25 protein-coding genes and 1 pseudogene are annotated in these 23,041 nt (G+C 60.9%); 16 read left to right on the top strand and 10 right to left on the bottom strand.

Translation table 11 applies throughout. The features are described 5' to 3' along the window. Nucleotides 1-61: 61 nt before the first annotated feature. Nucleotides 62-718: an alpha/beta hydrolase gene (locus tag ACQKPE_RS13835; protein ID WP_427666640.1), complete on the bottom strand. Its 657-nt coding sequence runs from the start codon at nt 716-718 to the stop codon at nt 62-64. 337 nt (nt 719-1,055) lie between these two features. Here ACQKPE_RS13835 and ACQKPE_RS13830 point away from each other — a divergent pair, with 337 nt between their 5' ends. The 4 genes from ACQKPE_RS13830 to ACQKPE_RS13815 all read left to right on the top strand — a co-directional run bounded on the left by ACQKPE_RS13830 (nt 1,056) and on the right by ACQKPE_RS13815 (nt 5,215). Then, entirely contained in the window at nt 1,056-2,084 is a 1,029-nt protein-coding gene (locus ACQKPE_RS13830) for an amino acid ABC transporter substrate-binding protein (protein WP_427666638.1), read from the top strand. 69 nt (nt 2,085-2,153) lie between these two features. After that, nucleotides 2,154-3,332 (top strand): amino acid ABC transporter permease, encoded by a 1,179-nt coding sequence (locus ACQKPE_RS13825; RefSeq protein WP_427666637.1) that lies wholly within the window; start codon nt 2,154-2,156, stop codon nt 3,330-3,332. A 10-nt stretch (nt 3,333-3,342) separates the two neighbouring features. Continuing rightward, entirely contained in the window at nt 3,343-4,440 is a 1,098-nt protein-coding gene (locus ACQKPE_RS13820; protein WP_427666636.1) for an amino acid ABC transporter permease, read from the top strand. Between the two features lie 10 nt (nt 4,441-4,450). After that, nucleotides 4,451-5,215: an amino acid ABC transporter ATP-binding protein gene (locus ACQKPE_RS13815; RefSeq protein ID WP_375100740.1), complete on the top strand. Its 765-nt coding sequence runs from the start codon at nt 4,451-4,453 to the stop codon at nt 5,213-5,215. 135 nt (nt 5,216-5,350) lie between these two features. On the opposite strand, the gene algW is transcribed toward ACQKPE_RS13815, so the two are convergent. Then, nucleotides 5,351-6,511, bottom strand: a complete 1,161-nt coding sequence (gene algW, locus ACQKPE_RS13810; protein ID WP_427666634.1) for a Do family serine endopeptidase AlgW — start codon at nt 6,509-6,511, stop codon at nt 5,351-5,353. Nucleotides 6,512-6,751: 240 nt separating this feature from the next. Here algW and ACQKPE_RS13805 point away from each other — a divergent pair, with 240 nt between their 5' ends. The 3 genes from ACQKPE_RS13805 to cysN all read left to right on the top strand — a co-directional run bounded on the left by ACQKPE_RS13805 (nt 6,752) and on the right by cysN (nt 10,503). Beyond that, on the top strand, nt 6,752-7,510 hold the full coding sequence (locus ACQKPE_RS13805) for a Nif3-like dinuclear metal center hexameric protein (RefSeq protein ID WP_427666632.1): 759 nt from the start codon (nt 6,752-6,754) through the stop codon (nt 7,508-7,510). Between the two features lie 158 nt (nt 7,511-7,668). Continuing rightward, the gene (gene cysD, locus ACQKPE_RS13800; protein ID WP_009408193.1) at nt 7,669-8,586 is read left to right on the top strand and encodes a sulfate adenylyltransferase subunit CysD; all 918 of its coding nucleotides are present in this window, start codon (nt 7,669-7,671) and stop codon (nt 8,584-8,586) included. 15 nt (nt 8,587-8,601) lie between these two features. Next, nucleotides 8,602-10,503: a sulfate adenylyltransferase subunit CysN gene (gene cysN / locus ACQKPE_RS13795; protein WP_427666630.1), complete on the top strand. Its 1,902-nt coding sequence runs from the start codon at nt 8,602-8,604 to the stop codon at nt 10,501-10,503. Nucleotides 10,504-10,595: 92 nt separating this feature from the next. Here cysN and ACQKPE_RS13790 read toward each other — a convergent pair whose 3' ends face one another. The 5 genes from ACQKPE_RS13790 to ACQKPE_RS13770 form a co-directional block, all read right to left on the bottom strand. Beyond that, nucleotides 10,596-11,186, bottom strand: coding sequence for a DUF6088 family protein (locus tag ACQKPE_RS13790; protein WP_427666628.1), 591 nt, complete (start codon nt 11,184-11,186; stop codon nt 10,596-10,598). Next, a complete protein-coding gene (locus ACQKPE_RS13785) occupies nt 11,183-11,467 on the bottom strand; it encodes a bacteriocin immunity protein (protein WP_427666626.1) in 285 nt (94 codons plus the stop codon). The genes ACQKPE_RS13790 and ACQKPE_RS13785 overlap by 4 nt, the downstream gene beginning before the upstream one ends. Beyond that, nucleotides 11,464-11,784 (bottom strand): S-type pyocin, encoded by a 321-nt coding sequence (locus ACQKPE_RS13780; protein ID WP_427666624.1) that lies wholly within the window; start codon nt 11,782-11,784, stop codon nt 11,464-11,466. The genes ACQKPE_RS13785 and ACQKPE_RS13780 overlap by 4 nt, the downstream gene beginning before the upstream one ends. 57 nt (nt 11,785-11,841) lie before the next feature. Beyond that, nucleotides 11,842-12,210 carry a hypothetical protein gene (locus tag ACQKPE_RS13775; protein ID WP_427666623.1) on the bottom strand — a complete coding sequence of 123 codons (369 nt, stop codon included), beginning with the start codon at nt 12,208-12,210 and terminating at the stop codon, nt 11,842-11,844. 113 nt (nt 12,211-12,323) lie between these two features. Continuing rightward, complete coding sequence (locus ACQKPE_RS13770; RefSeq protein WP_427666670.1) at nt 12,324-12,803, bottom strand: Lrp/AsnC family transcriptional regulator; 480 nt, start codon at nt 12,801-12,803, stop codon at nt 12,324-12,326. 127 nt (nt 12,804-12,930) lie between these two features. On the opposite strand from ACQKPE_RS13770, the gene ACQKPE_RS13765 reads away from it, so the two are divergent. Together ACQKPE_RS13765 and ACQKPE_RS13760 are read left to right on the top strand one after the other, a co-directional pair. After that, on the top strand, nt 12,931-14,124 hold the full coding sequence (locus tag ACQKPE_RS13765; protein WP_427666622.1) for a methionine gamma-lyase: 1,194 nt from the start codon (nt 12,931-12,933) through the stop codon (nt 14,122-14,124). 153 nt (nt 14,125-14,277) lie between these two features. After that, the gene (locus ACQKPE_RS13760) at nt 14,278-14,670 is read left to right on the top strand and encodes a tail fiber domain-containing protein (protein WP_427666620.1); all 393 of its coding nucleotides are present in this window, start codon (nt 14,278-14,280) and stop codon (nt 14,668-14,670) included. A gap of 190 nt (nt 14,671-14,860) precedes the next feature. On the opposite strand, the gene ACQKPE_RS13755 is transcribed toward ACQKPE_RS13760, so the two are convergent. Then, nucleotides 14,861-15,298: a YhcB family protein gene (locus ACQKPE_RS13755; RefSeq protein ID WP_427666618.1), complete on the bottom strand. Its 438-nt coding sequence runs from the start codon at nt 15,296-15,298 to the stop codon at nt 14,861-14,863. A 139-nt stretch (nt 15,299-15,437) separates the two neighbouring features. Here ACQKPE_RS13755 and ACQKPE_RS13750 point away from each other — a divergent pair, with 139 nt between their 5' ends. The 3 genes from ACQKPE_RS13750 (at nt 15,438) to zapE (ending at nt 18,634) form a co-directional block, all read left to right on the top strand. Continuing rightward, nucleotides 15,438-16,073, top strand: coding sequence for an alpha/beta hydrolase (locus ACQKPE_RS13750; protein WP_427666616.1), 636 nt, complete (start codon nt 15,438-15,440; stop codon nt 16,071-16,073). A gap of 25 nt (nt 16,074-16,098) precedes the next feature. Next, nucleotides 16,099-17,448, top strand: a complete 1,350-nt coding sequence (locus tag ACQKPE_RS13745; protein WP_427666614.1) for a tryptophan--tRNA ligase — start codon at nt 16,099-16,101, stop codon at nt 17,446-17,448. 91 nt (nt 17,449-17,539) lie between these two features. After that, nucleotides 17,540-18,634: a cell division protein ZapE gene (zapE, locus tag ACQKPE_RS13740; protein WP_427666612.1), complete on the top strand. Its 1,095-nt coding sequence runs from the start codon at nt 17,540-17,542 to the stop codon at nt 18,632-18,634. 67 nt (nt 18,635-18,701) lie between these two features. Here the strand turns inward: zapE and ACQKPE_RS13735 are convergent, their stop codons facing one another. Together ACQKPE_RS13735 and ACQKPE_RS13730 are read right to left on the bottom strand one after the other, a co-directional pair. Then, nucleotides 18,702-19,598, bottom strand: a complete 897-nt coding sequence (locus ACQKPE_RS13735) for a GlxA family transcriptional regulator (RefSeq protein ID WP_427666668.1) — start codon at nt 19,596-19,598, stop codon at nt 18,702-18,704. Nucleotides 19,599-19,878: 280 nt separating this feature from the next. Then, the gene (locus ACQKPE_RS13730; protein ID WP_427666610.1) at nt 19,879-20,919 is read right to left on the bottom strand and encodes an NADP(H)-dependent aldo-keto reductase; all 1,041 of its coding nucleotides are present in this window, start codon (nt 20,917-20,919) and stop codon (nt 19,879-19,881) included. Between the two features lie 261 nt (nt 20,920-21,180). Between ACQKPE_RS13730 and rplM the strand changes: the two genes are divergently transcribed. The 4 genes and pseudogenes from rplM to ACQKPE_RS13710 all read left to right on the top strand — a co-directional run. Continuing rightward, nucleotides 21,181-21,609 (top strand): 50S ribosomal protein L13, encoded by a 429-nt coding sequence (gene rplM, locus ACQKPE_RS13725; RefSeq protein WP_375100755.1) that lies wholly within the window; start codon nt 21,181-21,183, stop codon nt 21,607-21,609. Between the two features lie 14 nt (nt 21,610-21,623). Continuing rightward, nucleotides 21,624-22,016 (top strand): 30S ribosomal protein S9, encoded by a 393-nt coding sequence (rpsI, locus tag ACQKPE_RS13720; RefSeq protein WP_003260797.1) that lies wholly within the window; start codon nt 21,624-21,626, stop codon nt 22,014-22,016. A 268-nt stretch (nt 22,017-22,284) separates the two neighbouring features. Then, nucleotides 22,285-22,878, top strand: coding sequence for a ubiquinol-cytochrome c reductase iron-sulfur subunit (gene petA / locus ACQKPE_RS13715; protein WP_427666608.1), 594 nt, complete (start codon nt 22,285-22,287; stop codon nt 22,876-22,878). After that, a pseudogene (locus tag ACQKPE_RS13710) lies at nt 22,878-22,973 on the top strand (hypothetical protein); the annotation flags it as partial. The gene petA and the pseudogene ACQKPE_RS13710, both read left to right, overlap by 1 nt. Between the last annotated feature and the right edge of the window lie 68 nt (nt 22,974-23,041).

Genomic DNA, 23,041 nt, shown 5'->3' with positions numbered 1-23,041 from the left:
TGTAATGCAAGATTCAGGCGCGGCGTAGCGGAAAGCGCCCACAACTACAAGCAGACTCGGCTTATTGCAGTTGCTTGCTCAGCCAGTCGTGGATATCGCTCAGCTCTTCCACTACCACCTCGTGCTCCATGGGGTATTCGTGCCAGCGCGCGGCGACCCCCCAGGTGTTCAGGTGTTCGAAGGCGGTGCGGCCCATCGACGGGATCACCACCGGGTCATGCACGCCATGCAGGCACAGGGCCGGGGTACGTTGCTGGCAGGCGCTGAGCTGGTGGTTGTCGCTGAAGGTCGGGGCGTAGGTCGACAGGGCGATCACCCCGCCCAGTGCTTCCTGCCACTTTATATAGGCGGTGTGCAGCACCACCGCGCCGCCTTGGGAGAACCCGGCCAGGATGATGCGCGACAGGCAGATGCCCTTGGCCTGTTCGGCCTTTATCAGGCCGATGACCTGTTCGGCCGATTCCTCCAGTTGCGCCTCGTCGATGGCCCGGGCCGGCGTCATGGCCTTGATGTCGTACCAGCTGGGCATCGCATAGCCGCCATTGATCGTTACCGCACGAGTGGGGGCCTGTGGCATCACGAAACGTGTACTGCTCAAGCGTTCCTGCATGAATTCGGCCACCGGCAGGAAGTCGTAACGGTCGGCGCCCAGGCCGTGCAGCCAGATCACACAGGCGTCAGCGGTGGTCTGGGGCTCGAGAATCAATGGGTGGGTCATGACTGCTCCGAAAGTGTGCGCGCGCGCCAAGGGCGTGCATCAAAAAAAGGCGATAGCAGGGTGATGTCACAAGAAGATGTCGCAACGCTGCAACTTTACCTACTTGACGAATGCTTTAACGCTTAATCAGGCCACTGTGGTACGCGGATTGCTATATGTCCTGGCAGGCGACGGGAAGACTCCTTAACGGTAACACCCTTCTGCTGATAGACAGGCTGTCATAGAACAGCTCATTGCGCCAATTGACCCAAAAACAAGCCAACAAGGGTCGGATGCGCCTCATAAGGGTGCGGTGCAATTCCGGCTCGGTACAACAAGAGCGATTTGGAGGTTGTAGATGAAGATGTTGAAAACCACTCTGGCGGCTCTGACCGCTGCCGCCGCCCTGGGCTCCGTCGGTGTAGCACAAGCAGGCGCTACCCTCGATGCAGTACAGAAAAAAGGCTTCGTACAGTGCGGCGTGAGTGATGGCCTGCCGGGCTTCTCGGTTCCGGATGCCAAGGGCACCATCGTCGGTATCGACGCTGACGTCTGCCGTGCGGTCGCAGCTGCCGTCTTCGGCGATGCCACCAAGGTCAAGTTCAGCCAGCTGAACGCCAAGGAGCGCTTCACCGCGCTGCAATCGGGCGAAGTCGACGTGCTGTCGCGTAACACCACCTGGACCAGCTCCCGTGACTCGGGCATGGGCCTGGTATTCGCCGGCGTGACCTACTACGACGGCATCGGCTTCCTGGTGAACAAGAAGCTGGGCGTTGCCAGCGCCAAGGAACTGGACGGCGCCACCGTGTGCATCCAGGCCGGTACCACCACCGAGCTGAACGTGTCCGACTACTTCCGCGCCAATGGCCTGAAGTACACCCCGATCACCTTCGACACCTCCGACGAGAGCGCTAAGTCGCTGGAATCGGGCCGTTGCGACGTGCTGACCTCGGACAAGTCGCAGCTGTTCGCCCAGCGCTCCAAGCTGGCCGCGCCGACCGACTACGTCGTACTGCCTGAAACCATCTCCAAGGAGCCTCTGGGCCCAGTGGTTCGTAAAGGCGACGAAGAGTGGTTCGCCATCGTCAAGTGGACCCTGTTCGCCATGCTGAACGCCGAAGAGGCTGGCATCACCTCGAAGAACGTCGAGGCTGAAGCCAAGTCCACCAAGAACCCGGACAACGCTCGTCTGCTCGGCGCTGACGGCGAATACGGCAAGGACCTGAAACTGCCGAAGGATTGGGTAGTGCAGATCGTCAAGCAGGTCGGCAACTACGGTGAGATGTTCGAGCGCAACCTCGGCAAGAGCACCCCGCTGCAGATCGACCGTGGCTTGAACGCCCTGTGGAACAACGGCGGCATCCAGTACGCACCACCGGTGCGCTGATAGCTGCACCCCTGCGGCGGCATCCGGCCGCCGCAGGTCGTTCCACTCCCTTTTTTTCCGGGGCATTTCATGCAAAATCAAATCGGCGCACGTAAGGGGTTTTCCCTGAGCGATCCACGTGTGCGCGCGTGGTTGTTCCAGATCATCACGGTGGTGTTCGTGGTCGGTCTGGGCTGGTACCTGTTCCATAACACCCAGACCAACCTGCAACACCGGGGCATCACCTCCGGCTTCGACTTCCTCGAGCGCAGCGCAGGCTTCGGCATCGCCCAGCACCTGATTCCCTACGTGGAGTCGAACAGCTATGCGCGAGTGTTCGTCATCGGCTTGCTCAATACCTTGCTGGTGACCTTCATCGGTATCGTCCTGGCAACCCTGCTCGGCTTCATCATCGGCGTGGCCCGGCTGTCGTCCAACTGGATGATCAACAAGCTGGCGACCGTGTATGTGGAAGTGTTCCGCAACATTCCGCCGCTGCTGCAAATCCTCTTCTGGTACTTCGCGGTGTTCCTGACGTTGCCCGGCCCACGCGGCAGCATCAACATCGACGACATGTTCTTCATCAGCAACCGTGGCCTGAACATGCCCGGCGCCTCCGCCGCCGAGGGCTTCTGGCCATTCGTGGTGTCTGTGGTACTGGCAATCGTCGGCATCGCGCTGATGGTGCGATACGCCAACAAGCGCTTCGATGAAACCGGCGTGCCGTTCCACAAGTTCTGGGTTGGCCTTGCCATGTTCATCGGCATTCCTACCGTGTGTGCGCTGCTGTTCGGCAGCCCCGTGCACTGGACGGTGCCTGAGCTCAAGGGCTTCAACTTCGTCGGTGGCTGGGTGCTGATTCCCGAGCTGCTGGCCCTGACCCTGGCACTGACCATCTACACCGCGGCGTTCATCGCCGAAATCGTGCGTTCCGGCATCAAGTCGGTCAGCCACGGCCAGACCGAAGCGGCCCGTTCGCTCGGCCTGCGCGAGGGCCCGACCCTGCGCAAGGTGATCATTCCCCAGGCCCTGCGGGTGATCATCCCGCCGCTGACCAGCCAGTACCTGAACCTGGCGAAGAACTCCTCCCTGGCAGCCGGTATCGGTTACCCGGAGATGGTCTCGCTGTTCGCCGGTACCGTGCTCAACCAGACCGGCCAGGCCATCGAGGTGATCGCGATCACCATGAGTGTTTATCTCGCTATCAGCATCAGCATTTCCTTGCTGATGAACTGGTACAACAAGCGCATCGCGCTGATCGAGCGGTGAGGATACGCGCATGACGTCCCATGTTTTCAAACCCGACATGCCGCCACCGGTGAAGACCGTTGGCGTGCTCGCCTGGATGCGGGCGAACCTGTTCTCCAGCTGGCTCAACACCCTGCTGACGCTGTTCGCGGTGTACCTGGTGTGGCTGATCCTGCCGCCGCTGTTGCAGTGGTCGATCATCGACGCCAACTGGTCCGGCACCACCCTGTCCGACTGCACCAAGGAAGGCGCCTGCTGGGTGTTCGTGCAGCAGCGTTTCGGCCAGTTCATGTACGGCTACTACCCGACCGAACTGCGCTGGCGCGTAGACCTCACCGTGTGGCTGGCCGTGCTCGGCGCCGCGCCGCTGTTCATCAACCGCTTCCCGCGCAAAGCGGTGTACGGCCTGGGCTTCCTGGTGCTGTACCCGATCCTGGCCTACACCCTGCTGCATGGCGGTCACTTCGGCCTGGCGACCGTGCCGACCAGCCAGTGGGGCGGCCTGATGCTGACCCTGGTGATCGCCACCGTGGGTATCGTCGGCGCCCTGCCGCTAGGCATCCTGCTGGCATTGGGGCGGCGTTCGAACATGCCGGCGGTGAAGGTGGTCTGCGTGACCTTCATCGAGTTCTGGCGTGGCGTGCCGCTGATCACCGTGCTGTTCATGTCCTCGGTGATGCTGCCGCTGTTCCTGCCTGAAGGCATGAGCTTCGACAAGCTGCTGCGGGCGATGATCGGCGTGATCCTGTTCCAGTCGGCGTATATCGCCGAGGTGGTGCGTGGCGGCCTGCAGGCCATTCCCAAGGGCCAGTACGAAGCTGCTGCGGCCATGGGCCTGGGCTACTGGCGCTCGATGGGCCTGGTGATCCTGCCCCAGGCGTTGAAGATGGTGATTCCTGGCATCGTCAACACCTTCATCGCACTGTTCAAGGACACCAGCCTTGTGATCATCATCGGCCTGTTCGACCTGCTCAACAGCGTCAAGCAAGCCGCTGCCGACCCGGCCTGGCTGGGCATGGCGACCGAGGGCTACGTGTTCGCGGCCCTGGTGTTCTGGATTTTCTGTTTCGGTATGTCCCGCTACTCCATGCACCTGGAGCGCAAGCTGGACACTGGCCACAAGCGTTAGGAGTTTCGAAATGAGTGAAGCGATCAAGCAGCCTGCAGGCCCCGAAGGCATCATCCAGATGCAGGGCGTCAACAAGTGGTACGGCCAGTTCCACGTGCTCAAGGACATCAACCTGAACGTGCGCCAGGGCGAGCGTATCGTATTGTGCGGGCCGTCCGGCTCGGGCAAGTCCACCACCATCCGTTGCCTGAACCGCCTGGAAGAGCACCAGCAAGGGCGTATCGTGGTCGATGGCGTGGAGCTGACCAACGACCTCAAGCAGATAGAGGCGATCCGCCGCGAGGTGGGCATGGTGTTCCAGCACTTCAACCTGTTCCCGCACCTGACCATCCTGGAGAACTGCACCCTGGCACCGATGTGGGTGCGCAAGATGCCCAAGCGCAAGGCCGAGGAAATCGCCATGCACTTCCTGGAGCGCGTGCGTATTCCCGAGCAGGCGCACAAGTACCCAGGCCAGTTGTCCGGTGGTCAGCAGCAGCGTGTGGCAATTGCCCGTGCGCTGTGCATGAAACCGAAGATCATGCTGTTCGACGAACCAACCTCGGCGCTCGACCCGGAAATGGTGAAGGAAGTGCTCGACACCATGGTCAGCCTGGCCGAAGACGGCATGACCATGCTCTGCGTAACCCACGAGATGGGCTTTGCCCGCACCGTGGCGAACCGGGTGATCTTCATGGACAAGGGTGAAATCGTCGAGCAGGCCTCGCCGGACGACTTCTTCGACCGTCCGCAAAGTGACCGCACCAAGCTGTTCCTGAGCCAGATCCTGCACTAAAACAAAAAGGCCGCTCCCATCCTGTGGGAGCGGCCTTTTTGTTGCGATGAGCCTGTGGTTTCAGCTTCGCCGCAGAATTCTTCGAGGCCGCTTTGCGGCCTTTTTCGCGACACAAGGCCGCTCCGGTTGCCTGCCTTACTTGTCTTCCTTGTTGGCCACCGGTGCAGGCGGCGGTCGCAGCCCCACTTCGGCCACCAGCTTCAGCTGTTTCCCATTACGCATCACTTCGATAGCCACCTTCTCGGTGGGCTTGATCCGCGCCACCTGGTTCATCGAGCGACGGCCATCTCCAGCCGGCTCGCCATTGATGCTCATGATCACATCGCCCAACTGCAAGCCTGCGCGCTGCGCCGGACCATCGCGGAAGATGCCCGCCACGACGATGCCTGGGCGCCCCTGCATGCCGAACGACTCGGCCAGCTCCTGGCTCAACGGCTGCACTTCGATGCCCAGCCAGCCACGAATCACCTGGCCGTGCTCGACGATCGACTTCATCACCTCCAACGCCAGTTTCGCCGGGATCGCGAAACCAATGCCTTGGGAACCGCCGGACTTGGAGAAGATTGCGGTGTTGATGCCGATCAGGTTGCCGTTGGCATCTACCAGCGCGCCACCGGAGTTGCCCGGGTTGATCGCGGCGTCGGTCTGGATGAAGTCTTCGTAGTTGTTCAGGCCCAGCTGGTTGCGCCCGGTGGCGCTGATGATGCCCATGGTCACGGTCTGGCCGACGCCGAACGGGTTGCCGATGGCCAGGGCGACGTCGCCGATGTGGATGGTGTCGGAGCGACCGATGGTGATGGCCGGGAGGTTCTTCAGGTCGATCTTCAGCACCGCCAGGTCGGTTTCCGGGTCGCTGCCGATGACCCGCGCCAGGGTTTCGCGGCCGTCCTTGAGGGCCACGACGATCTGGTCGGCACCGCTGGTGACGTGGTTGTTGGTCAGCAGGTAGCCTTCCGGGCTCATGATCACCGCCGAACCCAGGCTTGACTCCCAGCGCCGCTGCTTGGGCAGGTTGTCGCCGAAGAAGCGCCGGAACTGCGGGTCTTCGAACAGTGGGTGGGCGCTCTTGTTCACCACCTTGGTGGTGTACAGGTTGGCCACTGCCGGAGCCGCGAGGGTCACGGCGTCGGCATAGGACACCGGGCCCTGGACGATGCGCGAGCTCTGCGGTGCCTGCTGCAGGTTGACGTCCTGGCTGGGCAGGCCGACCCATTGAGGGAAGCGCTGAATCACCAATAGGGCGATCAGTACACCGGTAAGCAGGGGCCAGCCAAAGTAACGCAGAACCTTGAGCATCGAACGAATCCTGGGAGTGGGGCGGGGGCCTGTCAGCGTTGTGCGAGGGGGGAAGCGCGCGCGATCATACAACCTGTGCCTATGCGGTGTCTGTTGCAAAGGTGTAAGCGCTTGTCTGCGGCCTTGCAGGGCCCCCGCGTGGCGTCGTGCCGGTTCCCCCGAACCGGGTGACAGCCCATAATGGCGCTCATTATACGGGGCCTTGAGCCCACGCAAGTGCCGAATTCGAGGAGATTTTCAATGGCCGTCGCCCTGAGCAAGCTGGTCGAGGAAGCCGAGCGCTACTTGTCCAGCAACAAGATCCAGGATTACTGCCCCAACGGCCTGCAGGTCGAGGGGCGTCCGCAGGTGAGCCGCATCGTCACCGGCGTCACCGCCAGCCAGGCGCTGCTGGACGCGGCGGTGGAGGCCGAGGCCGACCTGGTGCTGGTGCACCACGGTTATTTCTGGAAGGGCGAGAGTCCGTGCATCACCGGCATCAAGCAACGCCGCATCAAGACCCTGCTCAAGCACGACATCAGCCTCCTGGCCTTCCACCTGCCGCTGGACGTGCACCCTGAGGTGGGCAACAACGTGCAGCTGGCGCGCCAGCTGGACATCATCGTCGAAGGGCCGCTGGACCCGGACAACCCGCGCGTGGTCGGCCTGGTCGGGTCGTTGGCCGAGTCGATGTCGGCCAGTGATTTCGCCCGCCGCGTGCGCGAAGTGATGGGGCGTGAGCCACTGGTGGTGGAAGGCGAGGGCATGATCCGCCGGGTCGGCTGGTGCACTGGCGGTGGTCAGGGTTACATCGACAACGCCATCGCGGCGGGCGTCGACCTGTTCATCAGTGGCGAAGCATCCGAGCAGACCTTCCACAGCGCCCGCGAGAATGGCGTGAGCTTCATCGCCGCTGGGCACCACGCCACCGAGCGCTATGGCGTGCAGGCGCTGGGTGACTACCTGGCCAAGCGTTTTGCCGTCGAGCACCTGTTCATCGATTGCCCGAACCCGATCTGATCTGGCTTGGCGGTGGCCTGCCATGGCCAAACCCCCAGTCATATCCATAGACCGTTTCGATCTAGCCCGCCGCCTAAATAGAATCAGGTGCTGTGATAAAGTGGCTCGCTCGAACACGGCCCGCTGGCCGTCCATAAGATCGTTTTTCGTGAGTAGCCATGGTCGACAAACTGACGCACTTGAAACAGCTGGAGGCGGAGAGTATCCACATCATCCGCGAGGTGGCCGCCGAGTTCGACAACCCGGTGATGCTGTACTCGATCGGCAAGGACTCCGCCGTGATGCTGCACCTGGCGCGCAAGGCCTTCTTCCCAGGCAAGCTGCCGTTTCCGGTGATGCATGTCGACACCCAGTGGAAATTCCAGGAAATGTATCGCTTCCGCGACAAGATGGTCGAGGAGATGGGCCTGGAACTGATCACCCACGTCAACCCCGAGGGTGTGGCGCAGGGCATCAACCCCTTCACCCATGGCAGCTCCAAGCACACCGACATCATGAAGACCCAGGGTCTGAAGCAGGCGCTGGACAAGCATGGTTTCGACGCCGCCTTCGGTGGCGCGCGCCGCGACGAAGAGAAGTCGCGGGCCAAGGAACGCGTGTATTCGTTCCGCGACAGCAAGCACCGCTGGGACCCGAAGAACCAGCGCCCGGAGCTGTGGAACGTCTACAACGGCAAGGTCAACAAGGGCGAGTCGATTCGCGTGTTCCCGCTGTCGAACTGGACCGAGCTGGATATCTGGCAGTACATCTACCTCGAAGGCATCCCGATCGTGCCGCTGTACTTCGCGGCCGAGCGTGAGGTGATCGAGAAGAACGGCACCCTGATCATGATCGACGACGATCGCATTCTCGAGCACCTCAGCGACGAGGAAAAGGCCCGTATCGTCAAGAAGAAGGTGCGTTTCCGTACCCTGGGCTGCTACCCGTTGACGGGCGCTGTCGAGTCCGAAGCCGAAACGCTGACCGACATCATCCAGGAAATGCTTCTGACGCGTACTTCCGAGCGTCAGGGCCGGGTCATCGACCATGATGGCGCAGGCTCCATGGAAGACAAGAAACGTCAGGGCTACTTCTAATTTCAGGGTTACTCCATGTCGCACCAATCCGATTTGATCAGCGAAGACATCCTCGCTTATCTGGCTCAGCACGAGCGTAAAGAACTGCTGCGTTTCCTCACTTGCGGCAACGTGGATGATGGCAAGAGCACCCTGATCGGGCGCCTGCTGCACGATTCCAAGATGATCTACGAGGACCACCTCGAGGCCATCACCCGCGACTCGAAGAAGGTCGGCACCACAGGCGAAGAAGTCGACCTGGCGTTGCTGGTCGACGGCCTGCAGGCCGAGCGCGAGCAGGGCATCACCATCGATGTCGCCTACCGCTATTTCTCCACCGCCAAGCGCAAGTTCATCATCGCCGACACCCCGGGCCACGAGCAGTACACCCGCAACATGGCCACCGGCGCGTCCACCTGCGACCTGGCGATCATCCTGGTCGACGCCCGCTACGGCGTGCAGACCCAGACCCGCCGGCACAGCTATATCGCATCCTTGCTGGGCATCAAGCACATTGTCGTCGCGGTCAACAAGATGGACCTCAAAGGCTTCGACGAGCAGGTCTTCGAGTCGATCAAGGCCGACTACCAGACGTTCGCCGATGCCATCAACCTCAAGCCATCGAGCCTGCACTTCGTGCCCATGTCGGCGCTCAAGGGCGACAACGTGGTCAACCGCAGCGAGCGTTCGCCGTGGTACACGGGCCCTGCGCTGATGGAGATCCTCGAAACCGTGGAAGTGTCGGCCGACCGCAACGTCACCGACCTGCGCTTCCCGGTGCAGTACGTGAACCGTCCGAACCTGAACTTCCGCGGCTTCGCCGGCACCCTCGCCAGTGGCGTGGTGCACAAGGGCGATGAGGTGGTGGTGCTGCCGTCGGGCAAGAGCAGCCGGGTCAAGTCCATCGTCACCTTCGAGGGCGAGCTGGAGAGCGCGGGCCCCGGCCAGGCCGTGACCCTGACCATGGAAGACGAGATCGACATCTCCCGCGGCGACCTGCTGGTGCATGCCGACAACGTGCCGCAGGTGGCCGACCAGTTCGACGCCATGCTGGTATGGATGGCCGAGGAGCCGATGCTTCCGGGCAAGAAGTACGACATCAAGCGCGCCACCAGCTACGTGCCGGGCTCCATCGCCAGCATCACCCACAAGGTCGATGTGAACACCCTGGAGCAGGGCGCTGCCAGTGCGTTGCAATTGAACGAGATCGGCCGTGTGAAGGTGGCCTTGGACGCCGCCATCGCCCTGGACGGCTACGACAGCAATCGCACCACCGGCGCGTTCATCGTCATCGACCGCCTGACCAACGGCACCGTGGGCGCCGGCATGATCATCGCCCCGCCCGTACTGCCCCATGGCGGTACCGGCCAGCATGGCAAACTGGCTCACGTATCTACCGAGGAGCGTGCCCTGCGCTTCGGCCAGCAACCGGCCACCGTGCTGTTCAGCGGTCTGTCCGGCGCTGGCAAGAGCACACTGGCCTACGCCGTTGAGCGCAAGCTGTTCGACATGGGCCGTGCGGTGTACGTGCTCGATGGCCAGAACCTGCGCCACGACCTGAACAAGGGCCTGCCCCAGGACCGCGCCGGCCGTACCGAGAACTGGCGTCGCGCCGCCCATGTGGCGCGCCAGTTCAACGAAGCCGGCATGCTGACCTTGGCCGCGTTCGTTGCTCCGGATGCCGAAGGCCGTGAGCAGGCCAAGGCGCTGATCGGCAAGGAGCGTTTGGTTACCGTGTATGTCCAGGCCTCGCCGATTGCCTGCCGCGAGCGTGACCCGCAAGGGTTGTATGCCGCTGGTGGCGATAACATCCCAGGCGAAAGCTTCCCGTATGACGTGCCGCTGGATGCGGACCTGGTGATTGATACCCAGTCGGTCAGCGTTGATGAGGGTGTGAAGCAGGTGTTGGATGTGTTGCGTCAGCGTGGCGCTATCTAAGCGAAGGCATGCATGACAAAACCCGCCATGGCGCAAGCCTGGCGGGTTTTTTGTTGTTCAGGGGTTCGTGTTCAGTGACATGCCTGTACGCATCAGTCATTGAGTGCCTCGTTGCCTAGAGCGGCTGCTATCCAGGAGGGTAGGGCGATGCAACTGGCCAGAAGCTGCTGCCACTGTTGTTCTGGCAGGCGTTGGCGCAAGTTACGCGCGGTGGTGGTTGCCTGCTGCTTGCCGAGCCAGGCGAACGCCCTTGCGGCATCTCCGGTAGTCGAGGTGGCCAGCATCCAGTGAGGGGCGTGCTGGAGCTGTATTTTCGCCTGGCCGATTTTCAGGGTTCGTGATTGGCCATTGGTGAGGAAGACTTGCTGGAGTGGTGTGTGTTGGGTCAAGCCCAGGACGTTTGCCGCGTGTGCGCCGTTCGGCACGATGGTTTCGTTACTTTTCCGAGCCAGTGCCTGCACGACCGTCTCAGGGGCTGGAGAGCGCTCGCTACCGCTGTTGCTGATGGGACGAATGTAGAGGCCGCGACAGATGCGCTGTAGCTTGCCTGCCTTGGTCAGGCGGGAGAATGCCTGGTCTACTGCAAAACGACTGCCCATGCCGAGAAACTCCTTCGGCGCCAGTACATCACCTTCAGGCAGCGCCAGGCTGCGTTCGATGATGAGTTCGGGGAGCGATTTCATGCACGGGTTCCGATAGGGGAGTTGGGTGATGGGAAACATTGCAGGGTCATGGATTCACGCCATTGGGTGATCCGCTCGAGAATTTGCTCGGATGTTTCCTGGCGTCCGGAGGCCGGGTGATAGATAAGGTCCGAGCCCGATGGATGGCAGGTCAATTCTATGAAGTGCTCCAACAGTTGGTCTTGTTCGGCTGAAGACCCGCTGGCACCAGTCAATACAGTTACCAGTGACTTGAATTCATCAGCGGTGTAGTCGGTGAAAGTGCGTTTTAGATCGATCATTCGCTTATCTCCGAAGACAGGGTGTATTGCATCAGACTCATGATCCGCATGTTGTCTATGTCATAAACTTCGCCACCGAGTTCGGGAGGGGTGAGATGGCAGATTTCATAGGAGCGTATGCCCTCGAAGGTGTCTTTGAATGGGGCTCGGGGAGGCCAACCTTTCTTGATCCTGTTCAGTTGCGCGGGGATGAATTGCTGGGAAAGGACGGGGTCTTCGGCGATGGTCATCCAGAGCGTTGTACAGAAGTGGCTGAAGGTTTTGAATCTTCGGCCTGCGAGTTTTGCAGCGATATGTGCGGGTATAGGAGCAGCCATAAGTCAACCTTTCCTTGGTGAGATGGGTTTTTGACAGTCGATGAATATATGGTCCCATCAATTCTCACTAGGAGATACTTCCTGCTTGCCTATGCTCCAGTAAGTTGATTTCGTTATTTTTGTAGGATTTTTCTGTGCCGGCTGCCGGTAAACGACTCTACAAAGATATACCCTTCGCCATGCCAGCTCTTTACCAATTTTTGAATTTGGGCTCCCCGTCCCACGAGGTTGCTCGCTATTAAGCCCCCAGCCTCCAAAGCCAAAACCGCCACCGCCTAACGAATCAATAGGTGGCAAGGGTTTTCGATTTTCAGGATTGGCACTGATGTGAAGGCCTTCCGTTAGATAGAGGGTGCCGCCTGATGGAACGGGATCTGTTGGGTAAACGTATGAGTTCTCGGTGTATAAAGTTCCTTGCTTAGCCATGTAGTCGTCCTCCTGATAGCTACATGGTTAATTTGTCAAATTCGCTTTGATTTCTAAGTCATCTGCCTCTGTCGTTGGCGTGGGAGGTGGCGATGTGCCGAGTGAGAAGTCTCCTAGATGTGTTTTCCGCCCACTGGAATTATTCGTCGTTCTTTCACTGCCTTATAAGAAAAACTCGAATAAATCTCCTTCACCCCGGGCAATGTCTGCAACACCTCCCTGGCAAACTCACCAAACGACTCCAAGTCCCGCGCCAACACCTCCAGCAAAAAGTCATACCGCCCCGAAATGTTATGGCAGGCAACGATCTCGGGAATGTTCATCAGCCGCTGCTCGAACGCTCGCGCGGCATCCTTGTTGTGCGACTCCATCATGATGCTGACGAACGCTGTCACCCCGAACCCTAGGGACTTGGGCGAGAGGGTGGCCTGGTAGCCGGTGATGTAGCCGTTCTCTTCCAGCAACTTGACCCGCCTCCAGCACGGCGAGGTGGTCAGTGATACCTGGTCGGCCAGTTCGGCGACGGTAAGGCGGGCGTTGTCCTGCAGGGCAGCGAGCAGGGCGCGGTCGGTGCGGTCGAGTGGCGCTGGCATGGTTTGCCCTTGTATGGGTGGAATTGTTGTTTTTGTTTTAAATCCTGCAATTGGCGTGGGCCAAATTGGAAAAATTTCGGGTGCGTGCAGGCATAAGCTTAGAACAAACAACAAGGAGGCTGTTGTCATGCCTGGCGCCAAGCACGAGACCGGTTTTTCAACGCGGGCCATCCATCATGGCTACGACCCGCAAACCCACGGCGGGGCCTTGGTGCCACCGGTGTACCAAACCGCCACCTATGCTTTCCCCACGGTCGAGTACGGCGCCGCGTGTTTTGCCGGCGAGCAGGGCGGGCATTTCTACAGCCGAATTTCCAACCCGACCTTGGCCTTGCTGGAACAGCGCATGGCCTCGCTGGAAGGGGGCGAGGCGGGCTTGGCCCTGGCCTCTGGCATGGGTGCCATCACTTCCACGCTCTGGACTCTTTTGCGCCCCGGCGACGAACTGATCGTCGGCAATACCCTGTACGGCTGTACCTTCGCCTACCTGCACCACGGTATCGGCCAGTTCGGCGTGAAGGTCCGGCATGTCGACCTCAACGACCTGGCGGCGCTCAAGGCGGCCATCGGCAAGAAGACCCGGATGATCTACTTCGAAAGCCCGGCCAACCCCAACATGCAGCTGGTGGACATCGCCGCAGTGGCTGACATGGCGCGTGAGTACCACCTGACCCCGGTGGTCGATAACACCTATTGCACCCCCTACTTGCAGCGTCCATTGGAGCTGGGCGCGGACCTTGTCGTGCATTCGGCCACCAAGTACCTGTCTGGCCATGGCGACATCACGGCCGGCCTGGTAGTGGGGCGGCGGGCGTTGATCGAGCGCATCCGCCTGGAAGGGCTCAAGGACATGACTGGCGCAGTGCTTTCACCCCACGATGCTTCGTTGCTGATGCGCGGCATGAAGACCCTGGCCCTGCGCATGGACCGGCATTGCGTCAACGCCCAGCAGGTGGCCGAATTCCTGGCTCGGCAGCCGCAGGTCGAGTTGATCCATTACCCAGGACTATCGTCATTTCCCCAATACGAGCTGGCCCAGCGACAGATGCGCCAGCCGGGAGGAATGATCGCGTTCGAACTCAAGGGCGGGCTCGAGGCTGGTCGACGCTTCATGAACGCTCTTGAACTGTTTGCCCGTGCGGTGAGCCTGGGGGACACCGAGTCGCTGGCGCAACACCCGGCCAGCATGACCCATTCCAGCTACACCGCGCAGGAGCGGGCGCACCATGGTATTTCCGAGGGGCTGGTGCGGCTGTCGGTGGGGCTGGAGGATATCGAGGACCTCGTCGCTGATGTCGAACAAGCGCTTAAGCATCTATAGCCTTTGATATACGAATTGCTCCTACTTTTTTGGGCATTTTCGCTCTGCTGGAGGTGACTATTCGTATTTGAGGCGTAGGACGTGCCACTTAGCCTAGTGGTTCGGGCGGGAATCTTTCCTCGTACCGCCATTTCACCTTAATAGGCATGAGTCATGAAACTAAACAAAATGATCCCTCAGTTCGCCCTGGCCCTCGCTGCCGTAACTGCCAGTGGTGCCGCCATGGCTCAGAAAGATTGCTGCCCGTTCAGCGATGCGAACCTGAAGGAGTCGCCAGTTCAACTGCAGAACGCGACTTCGCAACTGCTGCAACTGAAGGGCGTAGAGTTCACCTGGAAAGAAACCCAGAAAAAGGACATCGGCCTGATCGCCCAGGATGTACAGGCGGTCTATCCGCAATTGGTTCAACCGATGCCTCTGCCAAATGGCAAGGGCGAGGCCCTGACGGTCGACTACGATAAGCTGGCCGCCCCACTGATCGAATCGATCCGCGAGCTGAACCAGCGTATCGAGGAGCTGGAAAAGGCCCGCGCTTCGGCTAAATGATCCAGAGTGTCGGCGTCGACTACAGGTAATTGCATCTGAAGTAGCCCGCATCTGTCAGGTCGGCCGCAAAGCCTGAAAACGCCCGGTGCATTGCATCGGGCGTTTTGTTTTTCCATGGCCTTGCAACCTCGAAGGGCCAATAGCGCCCACAAAAAAGGCCCCTTGCGAGGCCTTGTCGGTGTTCAGCGTTTCAACGCTTGAGCCCGTAGCTTTCGTCGAGCATGCCCGGCGAGTTTGGCGCCTTGGGCGCGTAGTCGCGTGGCACTTCGGCGGTGTCCTTCGGTGGCGTCAGGCGGTCACGCGGGCCTTGTGCGGCGTCCGAGTGCAAGGACGCGAGCAGGCGCTGGCGGGTCAGCTCGTCCAGTGCCAGGCGGTTGGCGCCATCGGCCAGGTGGTCCTGGACGTCCTGGTAGCTCTGGGTGAGTTTCTTCACCAGCGCAGCAGTACTGTTGAAGTGGGTGACCACTTCGTTCTGGTAGTTGTCGAAACGCTGCTGGATGTCGTCCAGCTGGCGTTGCGTGCTGCTGGGGGCAGCGTTGGGCAGCAGGCGGGCCAGCGCGAAACCAACGGCGACACCAACGACCAGGGCCAGGGTCGGCAGCAACCAAACAAGGAGCGAGTGTTCCACGAGTCCTTCCTCTATAAACGGCTTTGCTTTACGTTAACGGCTCAGACCTGCGCTGTATACCGCGAACAATCGCAAATATTTCAGAACAGAATACCTCAGCTAGACGAGTCGACCCCTTCCGAGGTCACGGAGTTGTGCCTTGCTTATTCGTGAAACCCCCTTGTTCATCGATGGCCCTGTCGGCCAACTGGAAGCCTTGTACCTGGATGTGGCCGAGCCCCGCGGTGCCGTGCTGATCTGCCACCCCAACCCGGTCCAGGGCGGCACCATGCTCAACAAGGTGGTTTCGACCTTGCAACGCACCGCCCGCGACGCAGGCTACATCACCCTGCGTTTCAATTACCGTGGCGTTGGCCAGAGCACCGGCAGCCATGACATGGGCGCCGGTGAAGTGGCCGATGCCGAAGCCGCCATGGCCTGGTTGCGGGCAACGCATCCCGGGCTTGCGCTGACCGTGATGGGCTTCTCTTTCGGTGGCTTCGTCGCCGCCAGCCTGGCCGGACGCCTGGAGGCTGGTGGTGTCGAGCTGCAACAGCTGTTCATGATCGCCCCGGCGGTGATGCGCCTGAGCGCTGAATTCCCGTTGCCCGAGCGCTGCACCTTGACCGTGGTGCAGCCAGATACCGACGAAGTGGTGGCGCCGCAGCTGGTTTACGATTGGTCCGACGCGCTCACGCGCCCCCATGAGCTGCTGAAAGTGGCAGAATGCGGACACTTCTTCCATGGCAAGCTGACCGACCTGAAGGATCTGCTGCTGCCACGCCTAACGAACTGAGCCAAGCCTGAATAAGCGAACACCCATGACCACGCGTATCCTCACCGGTATCACTACCACCGGCACCCCGCACCTGGGCAACTACGCCGGCGCCATTCGCCCGGCGATCCTCGCCAGCCAGCAACCGGGCGCCGACTCGTTCTATTTCCTGGCCGACTACCACGCGCTGATCAAGTGCGACGACCCGCTGCGCATCCAGCGCTCGCGCCTGGAAATCGCCGCCACCTGGCTGGCCGGTGGCCTGGACCCGGAGAAGGTGACCTTCTACCGCCAGTCCGATATCCCGGAAATTCCCGAGCTTACCTGGCTGCTGACCTGCGTCGCCGGCAAGGGCCTGCTCAATCGCGCCCACGCCTACAAGGCCTCGGTGGACAAGAACCTGGAAAACGGCGAAGACCCGGACGCCGGCGTGACCATGGGCCTGTTCAGCTACCCGGTACTGATGGCGGCGGACATCCTGATGTTCAACGCCCACAAGGTGCCGGTCGGCCGCGACCAGATCCAGCACGTGGAAATGGCCCGCGACATCGCCCAGCGCTTCAACCACCTGTTCGGCCAGGGCAAGGAGTTCTTCGTACTGCCGGAAGCGGCCATCGAGGAGACCGTGGCTACGCTGCCAGGCCTGGACGGCCGCAAGATGTCCAAGAGCTACGACAACACCATTCCGTTGTTCTCCAGCGCCAAGGACATGAAAGATGCGATCTCGCGCATCGTCACCGACTCGCGCGCCCCGGGCGAGCCGAAGGATGCCGACAACTCGCACCTGTTCACCCTGTTCCAGGCGTTCTCTACCCCGGCGCAGGCCGGCGAGTTCCGCGACGAACTGATGCAGGGCATGGGTTGGGGCGAGGCCAAGCAGCGCCTGTTCCAACTGCTCGACGGCCAACTGGGCGAGGCGCGTGAGCGCTACCACCAGTTGATCGCATGTCCGGCGGACCTGGAAGACATCCTTCTGGCGGGGGCTGCCAAGGCCCGCAAAACCGCCAGCCCGTTCCTCGAGCAACTGCGCGAGGCGGTGGGCCTGCGGTCGTTCCGCAGCATTGTGCAGACGGGCGCCGAGACCAAGAAGAAGGCGGCCAAGAGTGCGCGTTTCGTCAGTTTCCGCGACGACGACGGCAGCTTCCGTTTCCGCCTGCTGGCCGCCGATGGCGAGCAATTGCTGCTGTCGCGCAGCTTCGCCGATGGCAAGAGCGCTGGTGCGGTGAGCAAGCAGTTGCAGCAGGGCGGTGATGCCGATATTCGCGTCGAAGGCCTGGGCTTCTCCCTGTGGCTGGCCGGCGAGCAGGTCGCCGATGGCCCGCAGTTTGCCGATGAAGGCGCTCGTGACGCGGCGATCCAGGGCCTGCGTGCGGCGTTGGAGCCACAGCAGGACTAAATGAGCAGGCCATTGGCCGTATGCATCATTGCCATTATGCGGGCCTGTCGCTAAAGTGACGGCCCGTTTTTTGTTGCCTCGCTAACGAATCATGACGCCCCTAGAACGATATCAAGCAGATCTCAAACGCCCAGACTTCTTCCATGACGCGGCGCAGGAAACGGCGGTGCGTCATCTTCAGCGTCTGTACGACGACCTGGTCGCGGCGCAGAACAACAAGCCGGGCGTGTTCGGCAAGCTGTTCGGCAAGAAAGAGCAGACCCCGGTCAAGGGCCTGTATTTTTGGGGCGGGGTAGGCCGGGGCAAGACCTACCTGGTGGACACCTTCTACGAGGCGCTGCCGTTCCAGGAGAAGATGCGCACCCACTTCCACCGCTTCATGAAGCGTGTGCACGAGGAAATGAAAACCCTCAAGGGCGAGAAGAACCCGCTGACCATCATCGCCAAGCGCTTCTCCCAGGAAGCCCGGGTGATCTGCTTCGACGAGTTCTTCGTCTCGGACATCACCGACGCGATGATCCTCGGCACCTTGATGGAAGAGCTGTTCAAGAACGGCGTATCGCTGGTGGCCACTTCCAACATCGTGCCAGACGGCCTGTACAAGGACGGCCTGCAACGTGCGCGCTTCCTGCCGGCCATCGCCATGATCAAGCAGTACACCGACGTGGTGAACGTCGACAGCGGCGTGGACTACCGCCTGCGTCACCTGGAGCAGGCCGAGCTGTTCCACTTCCCGCTCAATGACGCCGCCCAGCAGAGCATGCGGGCCAGCTTCAAGGCGTTGACGCCAGAGTGCACCGCCGCCGTCGAAAACGATGTGCTGATGATCGAGAACCGCCCGATCCATGCCCTGCGCACCTGCGATGACGTCGCCTGGTTCGACTTCCGCGCCCTGTGCGACGGGCCGCGCAGCCAGAACGACTACATCGAGCTGGGCAAGATCTTCCATGCCGTGCTGCTGAGCAACGTCGAGCAGATGGGCGTGGCCACCGATGACATCGCGCGTCGTTTCATCAACATGGTGGATGAGTTCTACGACCGCAACGTCAAACTGATCATCTCGGCCGAGGTGGAGCTCAAGGACCTGTACACCGGCGGGCGCCTGAGCTTCGAGTTCCAGCGCACGCTGAGCCGCTTGCTGGAGATGCAATCCCACGAGTTCCTGGCGCGCGCGCACAAGCCTTGAGGGCGGGTTCTAAAGAAAAAAGCCAGAGCAGTTGCTCTGGCTTTTTCGTTTGGTTCGCTGAAGGCCTTCAGGCTTCTTGCATGAACTGCTGCCGATACTGGTTCGGTGACAGTTCCGTGTGCTGGCGGAACAAGCGGGCGAAGAAGCTCGCGTCGTCGTAGCCCACCTCGTAGCTGATGGTCTTGATGCTCTTGCGCGTGCTCGAGAGCAAGCCCTTTGCCGTCTCGATCCTCAGCCGTTGCAGGTAGTGCAGGGGCTTGTCGCCGGTGGCGCTCTGGAAGCGCCGCATGAAGTTGCGAATGCTCATGCCGTGGTTGCGCGCCACGTCCTCGAAGCGGAACTTGTCGGCGAAGTGCTCCTCCAGCCAGTGCTGGATTTGCAGGATGATCAGGTCCTGGTGCAGCTTCTGCCCGCCGAAGCCCATGCGGCCCGGGGTGTAGTTGCGTTGCACTTCGTAGAGGATGTCGCGGGCCACGGCCCGGGCCACGTTGGCGCCGCAGAAACGCTCGATCAGGTAGATGTACAGGTCGCAGGCCGAGGTGGTGCCGCCGGCGCAATACAGGTTGTCGGCGTCGGTCAGGTGCTTGTCCTGGTTCAGGCGCACCTTGGGGAAGCGTTCGGCGAAACTGTTGAAGAAGCGCCAGTAGGTGGTCGCTTCCTTGCCGTCCAGCAAGCCTGCTTCGGCCAACCAGAACACGCCGCTGGCCTCGCCGCACAGCACCGCGCCACGGGCGTGCTGTTCGCGCAGCCAGGGCAGTACTTGCGGGTAGCGTTGCAAGAGGTTGTCGAAGTCTTCCCAGAACGCCGGGAGGATGATCACGTCAGCGGCGTCCAGGCCCCCATCGACCGGAAGCTGTACGTCGCTGAAACTGTCCACGGGTTGGCCGTCAGGGCTGACCAGGTGGATCTCGAACATTGGCTGCAAGCCCAGGCCCAGCTGCTTGCTGTAGCGCAGGCTGGCCAGGTGGAAGAAATCCTTGGCCTGCATCAGGGTCGAGGCGAACACCTTGTTGATGGCCAGGATGCTGACGCGCCGCAACGACGCGGAGGGTTGGGTAAACATCATTGTCATTGTTCTTATAAGGTAGAAAGGTCAGGTACCGGCTGGATCGTCTTATTTTTTGGCGATTGTGTCTAGCCCGGACGTCGCGGCGATTCCATTCGCGGGCAAGCCCGCTCCTACAGGTCTCGCAGAACCTTGTAGGAGCGGGCTTGCCCGCGAAAAGGTTGACGAAGATGTTGGCTCAAGGCGCCGGATTCGGTTGCCCTTGATGAATCGCCTCGATCGCAGCCAGTAACTCATCGCCCAGTTGCAGCTTGAGGCTGTCCAGGTTGGCCTGCAACTGCGCAAGGTCGGTCGCGCCAATGATGTTGCTGGTCACGAACGGCCGACGAGTAACGAAGGCCAGGGCCATTTGCGCCGGGTCCAGGCCGTGCTCGCGGGCCAGTTGTACATAGCGGCTACAGGCGGCCACGGTCTGTGGGTTGGAGTAGCGGGCAAAGCGGCTGAACAGGGTCAGGCGGGTATGTTCTGGGCGGGCGCCGTTCTCGTACTTGCCCGAGAGCATGCCGAAGGCCAGTGGCGAGTAGGCCAGCAGCCCGCATTGTTCGCGAATGGCGACTTCCGCCAAGCCTACCTCGAAGCTGCGGTTGAGCAGGTTATAGGGGTTCTGGATCGACACCGCCCGCGGCCAACCGCGCGCTTCGGCCAGTTGCAGGAACTTCATGGTGCCCCACGGGGTTTCGTTGGACAGGCCGACATGGCGGACCTTGCCGGCACGCACCTGTTCGTCGAGCACTTCCAGGGTTTCTTCCAATGGCGTGAACAGGTCGTTGGGCAGGTGCTGGTAGCCGAGCTTGCCGAAGAAATTGGTGCTGCGCTCGGGCCAGTGCAATTGGTAAAGGTCGATGCGGTCGGTCTGCAGGCGCGCAAGGCTTGCGTCCAGCGCCGCGACGATATGCTGGCGGTTGTGCTTGAGCTGGCCGTCGCGGATATGGCTGATGCCGTTGCCGGGGCCTGCAACCTTGCTGGCGAGCACCCAGTCGTCGCGGTCGCCATTGGCGGCGAACCAGTTGCCGATGATGCGCTCGGCGGCGCCGTAGCTCTCCGGGCGGGGCGGCGAGGGGTACATTTCAGCGGTGTCGATGAAGTTGATACCGCGGGCCTTGGCCAAGGCAATCTGCTCGAAGGCCTGGGCCTGGGTGTTCTGCTCGCCCCAGGTCATGGTGCCCAGGCACAGGGCGCTGACAGCGAGATCGGTACGGCCAAGCGTGCGGTATTCCATTGCAAAGGCTTCCTGCTGGCTAAAGAAGATCATAAAAGCAGGTTGAAATTCTTTGCGCAATCTGGATAATCCTGCCCCTCTCCGTGTGGCGGAAGTGATGCACCACCATGCAGGAGGAACCTTGTCGAACATTGGTCGCGCCGACCCGAGCCCCCACTTAGCGCCCAATGCGAGGCTGCGCGCTTGCCCTTGGCAAGCTGTGCACTATCCAGTAAGATTCGCCGTCTATTTTTCGCTGGGCGGCCTCTGAGGCTTTAGAGAATGAAAACTTTTACTGCTAAACCGGAAACAGTAAAGCGCGACTGGTACGTAGTTGACGCCGCTGGTCAGACCCTGGGTCGTCTGGCTACCGAAATCGCTCGTCGCCTGCGTGGCAAGCACAAAGCTGAATACACCCCTCACGTTGACACCGGCGACTACATCGTCGTCATCAACGCCGAGCAGGTTCGTGTTACTGGCGCCAAGTCTTCGGACAAAATGTACTACTCCCACTCCGGCTTCCCAGGTGGCATCAAGGAAATCAGCTTCGAGAAGCTGATCGACAAGGCCCCTGAGCGCGTCATCGAGACCGCGGTCAAAGGCATGCTGCCGAAGAACCCGCTGGGTCGCGACATGTACCGCAAGCTGAAAGTGTACGCGGGTGCTACCCACCCTCACACTGCTCAGCAGCCTCAAGAACTGAAGATCTAACGGGATAGTTCATTATGTCGGCGACTCAAAATTACGGCACTGGCCGTCGCAAGACCGCAACCGCTCGCGTATTCCTGCGTCCGGGCACTGGTAACATCTCCATCAACAACCGTTCTCTGGACGTGTTCTTCGGTCGTGAAACCGCTCGCATGGTTGTTCGTCAGCCGCTCGAGCTGACCGAAACCGTCGAGAAGTTCGACATCTACGTCACCGTTTCCGGTGGTGGTGTCAGCGGTCAGGCCGGTGCGATCCGTCACGGTATCACCCGCGCCCTGATGGAATACGACGAAACCCTGCGTGGCGCCCTGCGTCGTGCTGGCTACGTCACCCGCGACGCTCGTGAAGTCGAGCGTAAGAAAGTGGGTCTGCGTAAAGCGCGTAAGCGTCCTCAGTACTCCAAGCGTTAATACCGCTTCGGCAGTCGAAAAAAGCCCGGTTCCTTTTTGGAACCGGGCTTTTTTTATGTCTTGAACTAACCTGTCAGCATGTCGACGGCGACGCCCGGTATAGACACAGATCAAGCAAAGCGAGGGTTACAGCCCAGGTAGGGGGTAATCACCTTGTCATTGTGTGGATTTGTTTCTTACCATGGCGGCCAATTTTTAGCGCCACAGACATTACCTAAGTAGATGCCTGATTCAACAGGCCAGAAGAAAGCTGATGGGAGAGGACTGAATGAGCAATGACGGCGTCAACGCAGGCCGGCGCCGCTTCCTTGTAGCTGCCACATCCGTGGTGGGGGCTGCGGGGGCAGTGGGGGCTGCGGTACCGTTCGTGGGGTCATGGTTCCCCAGTGCCAAGGCGAAAGCCGCAGGGGCACCGGTGAAGGTCAATATCGCCAAGGTCGAGCCTGGCCAGCAGATGGTCGCCGAATGGCGCGGCCAGCCGGTGTTCATCGTGCGACGAACGCAGGAGATCCTCGATAACCTGAAGAAGATCGCTGGCGACCTGTCCGATCCTGAGTCCAAGGCATCGGTGCAGCCCACCTATGTCGACCCGCAGGTGCGCTCGATCAAGCCGGAAATTCTTATTCTCGTTGGCCTGTGCACCCACCTGGGTTGCTCGCCGACCTTCCGCCCGGAAGTCGCACCGGCTGACCTCGGGCCGAAGTGGGTGGGGGGCTATTTCTGCCCTTGCCATGGCTCCCATTACGACCTTGCCGGCCGTGTCTACAAATCGCAGCCTGCCCCTCTCAACCTGCCCGTGCCGCCGCACTCGTACGAGTCGGACGAGATCATCGTCGTTGGCGTCGACCAGGAGAACGCATGATGAGCAAGTTCATGGACTGGATTGATGCTCGCTTCCCCGCCACCAAGATGTGGGAAGACCACCTGAGCAAGTATTACGCGCCCAAGAACTTCAATGGCGGGTTCACACGTGCAGCGGAAAACATGAGACTGCCCAAGGCAACAGTGAGCACGCTGGTACAGGC

The organism is Pseudomonas sp. NPDC089554, assembly GCF_050280645.1.
Lineage (GTDB): Bacteria > Pseudomonadota > Gammaproteobacteria > Pseudomonadales > Pseudomonadaceae > Aquipseudomonas.
The sequence above is the reverse complement of the archived record's forward strand: the minus strand, read 5'-3'. Positions and strand labels throughout refer to the sequence as shown.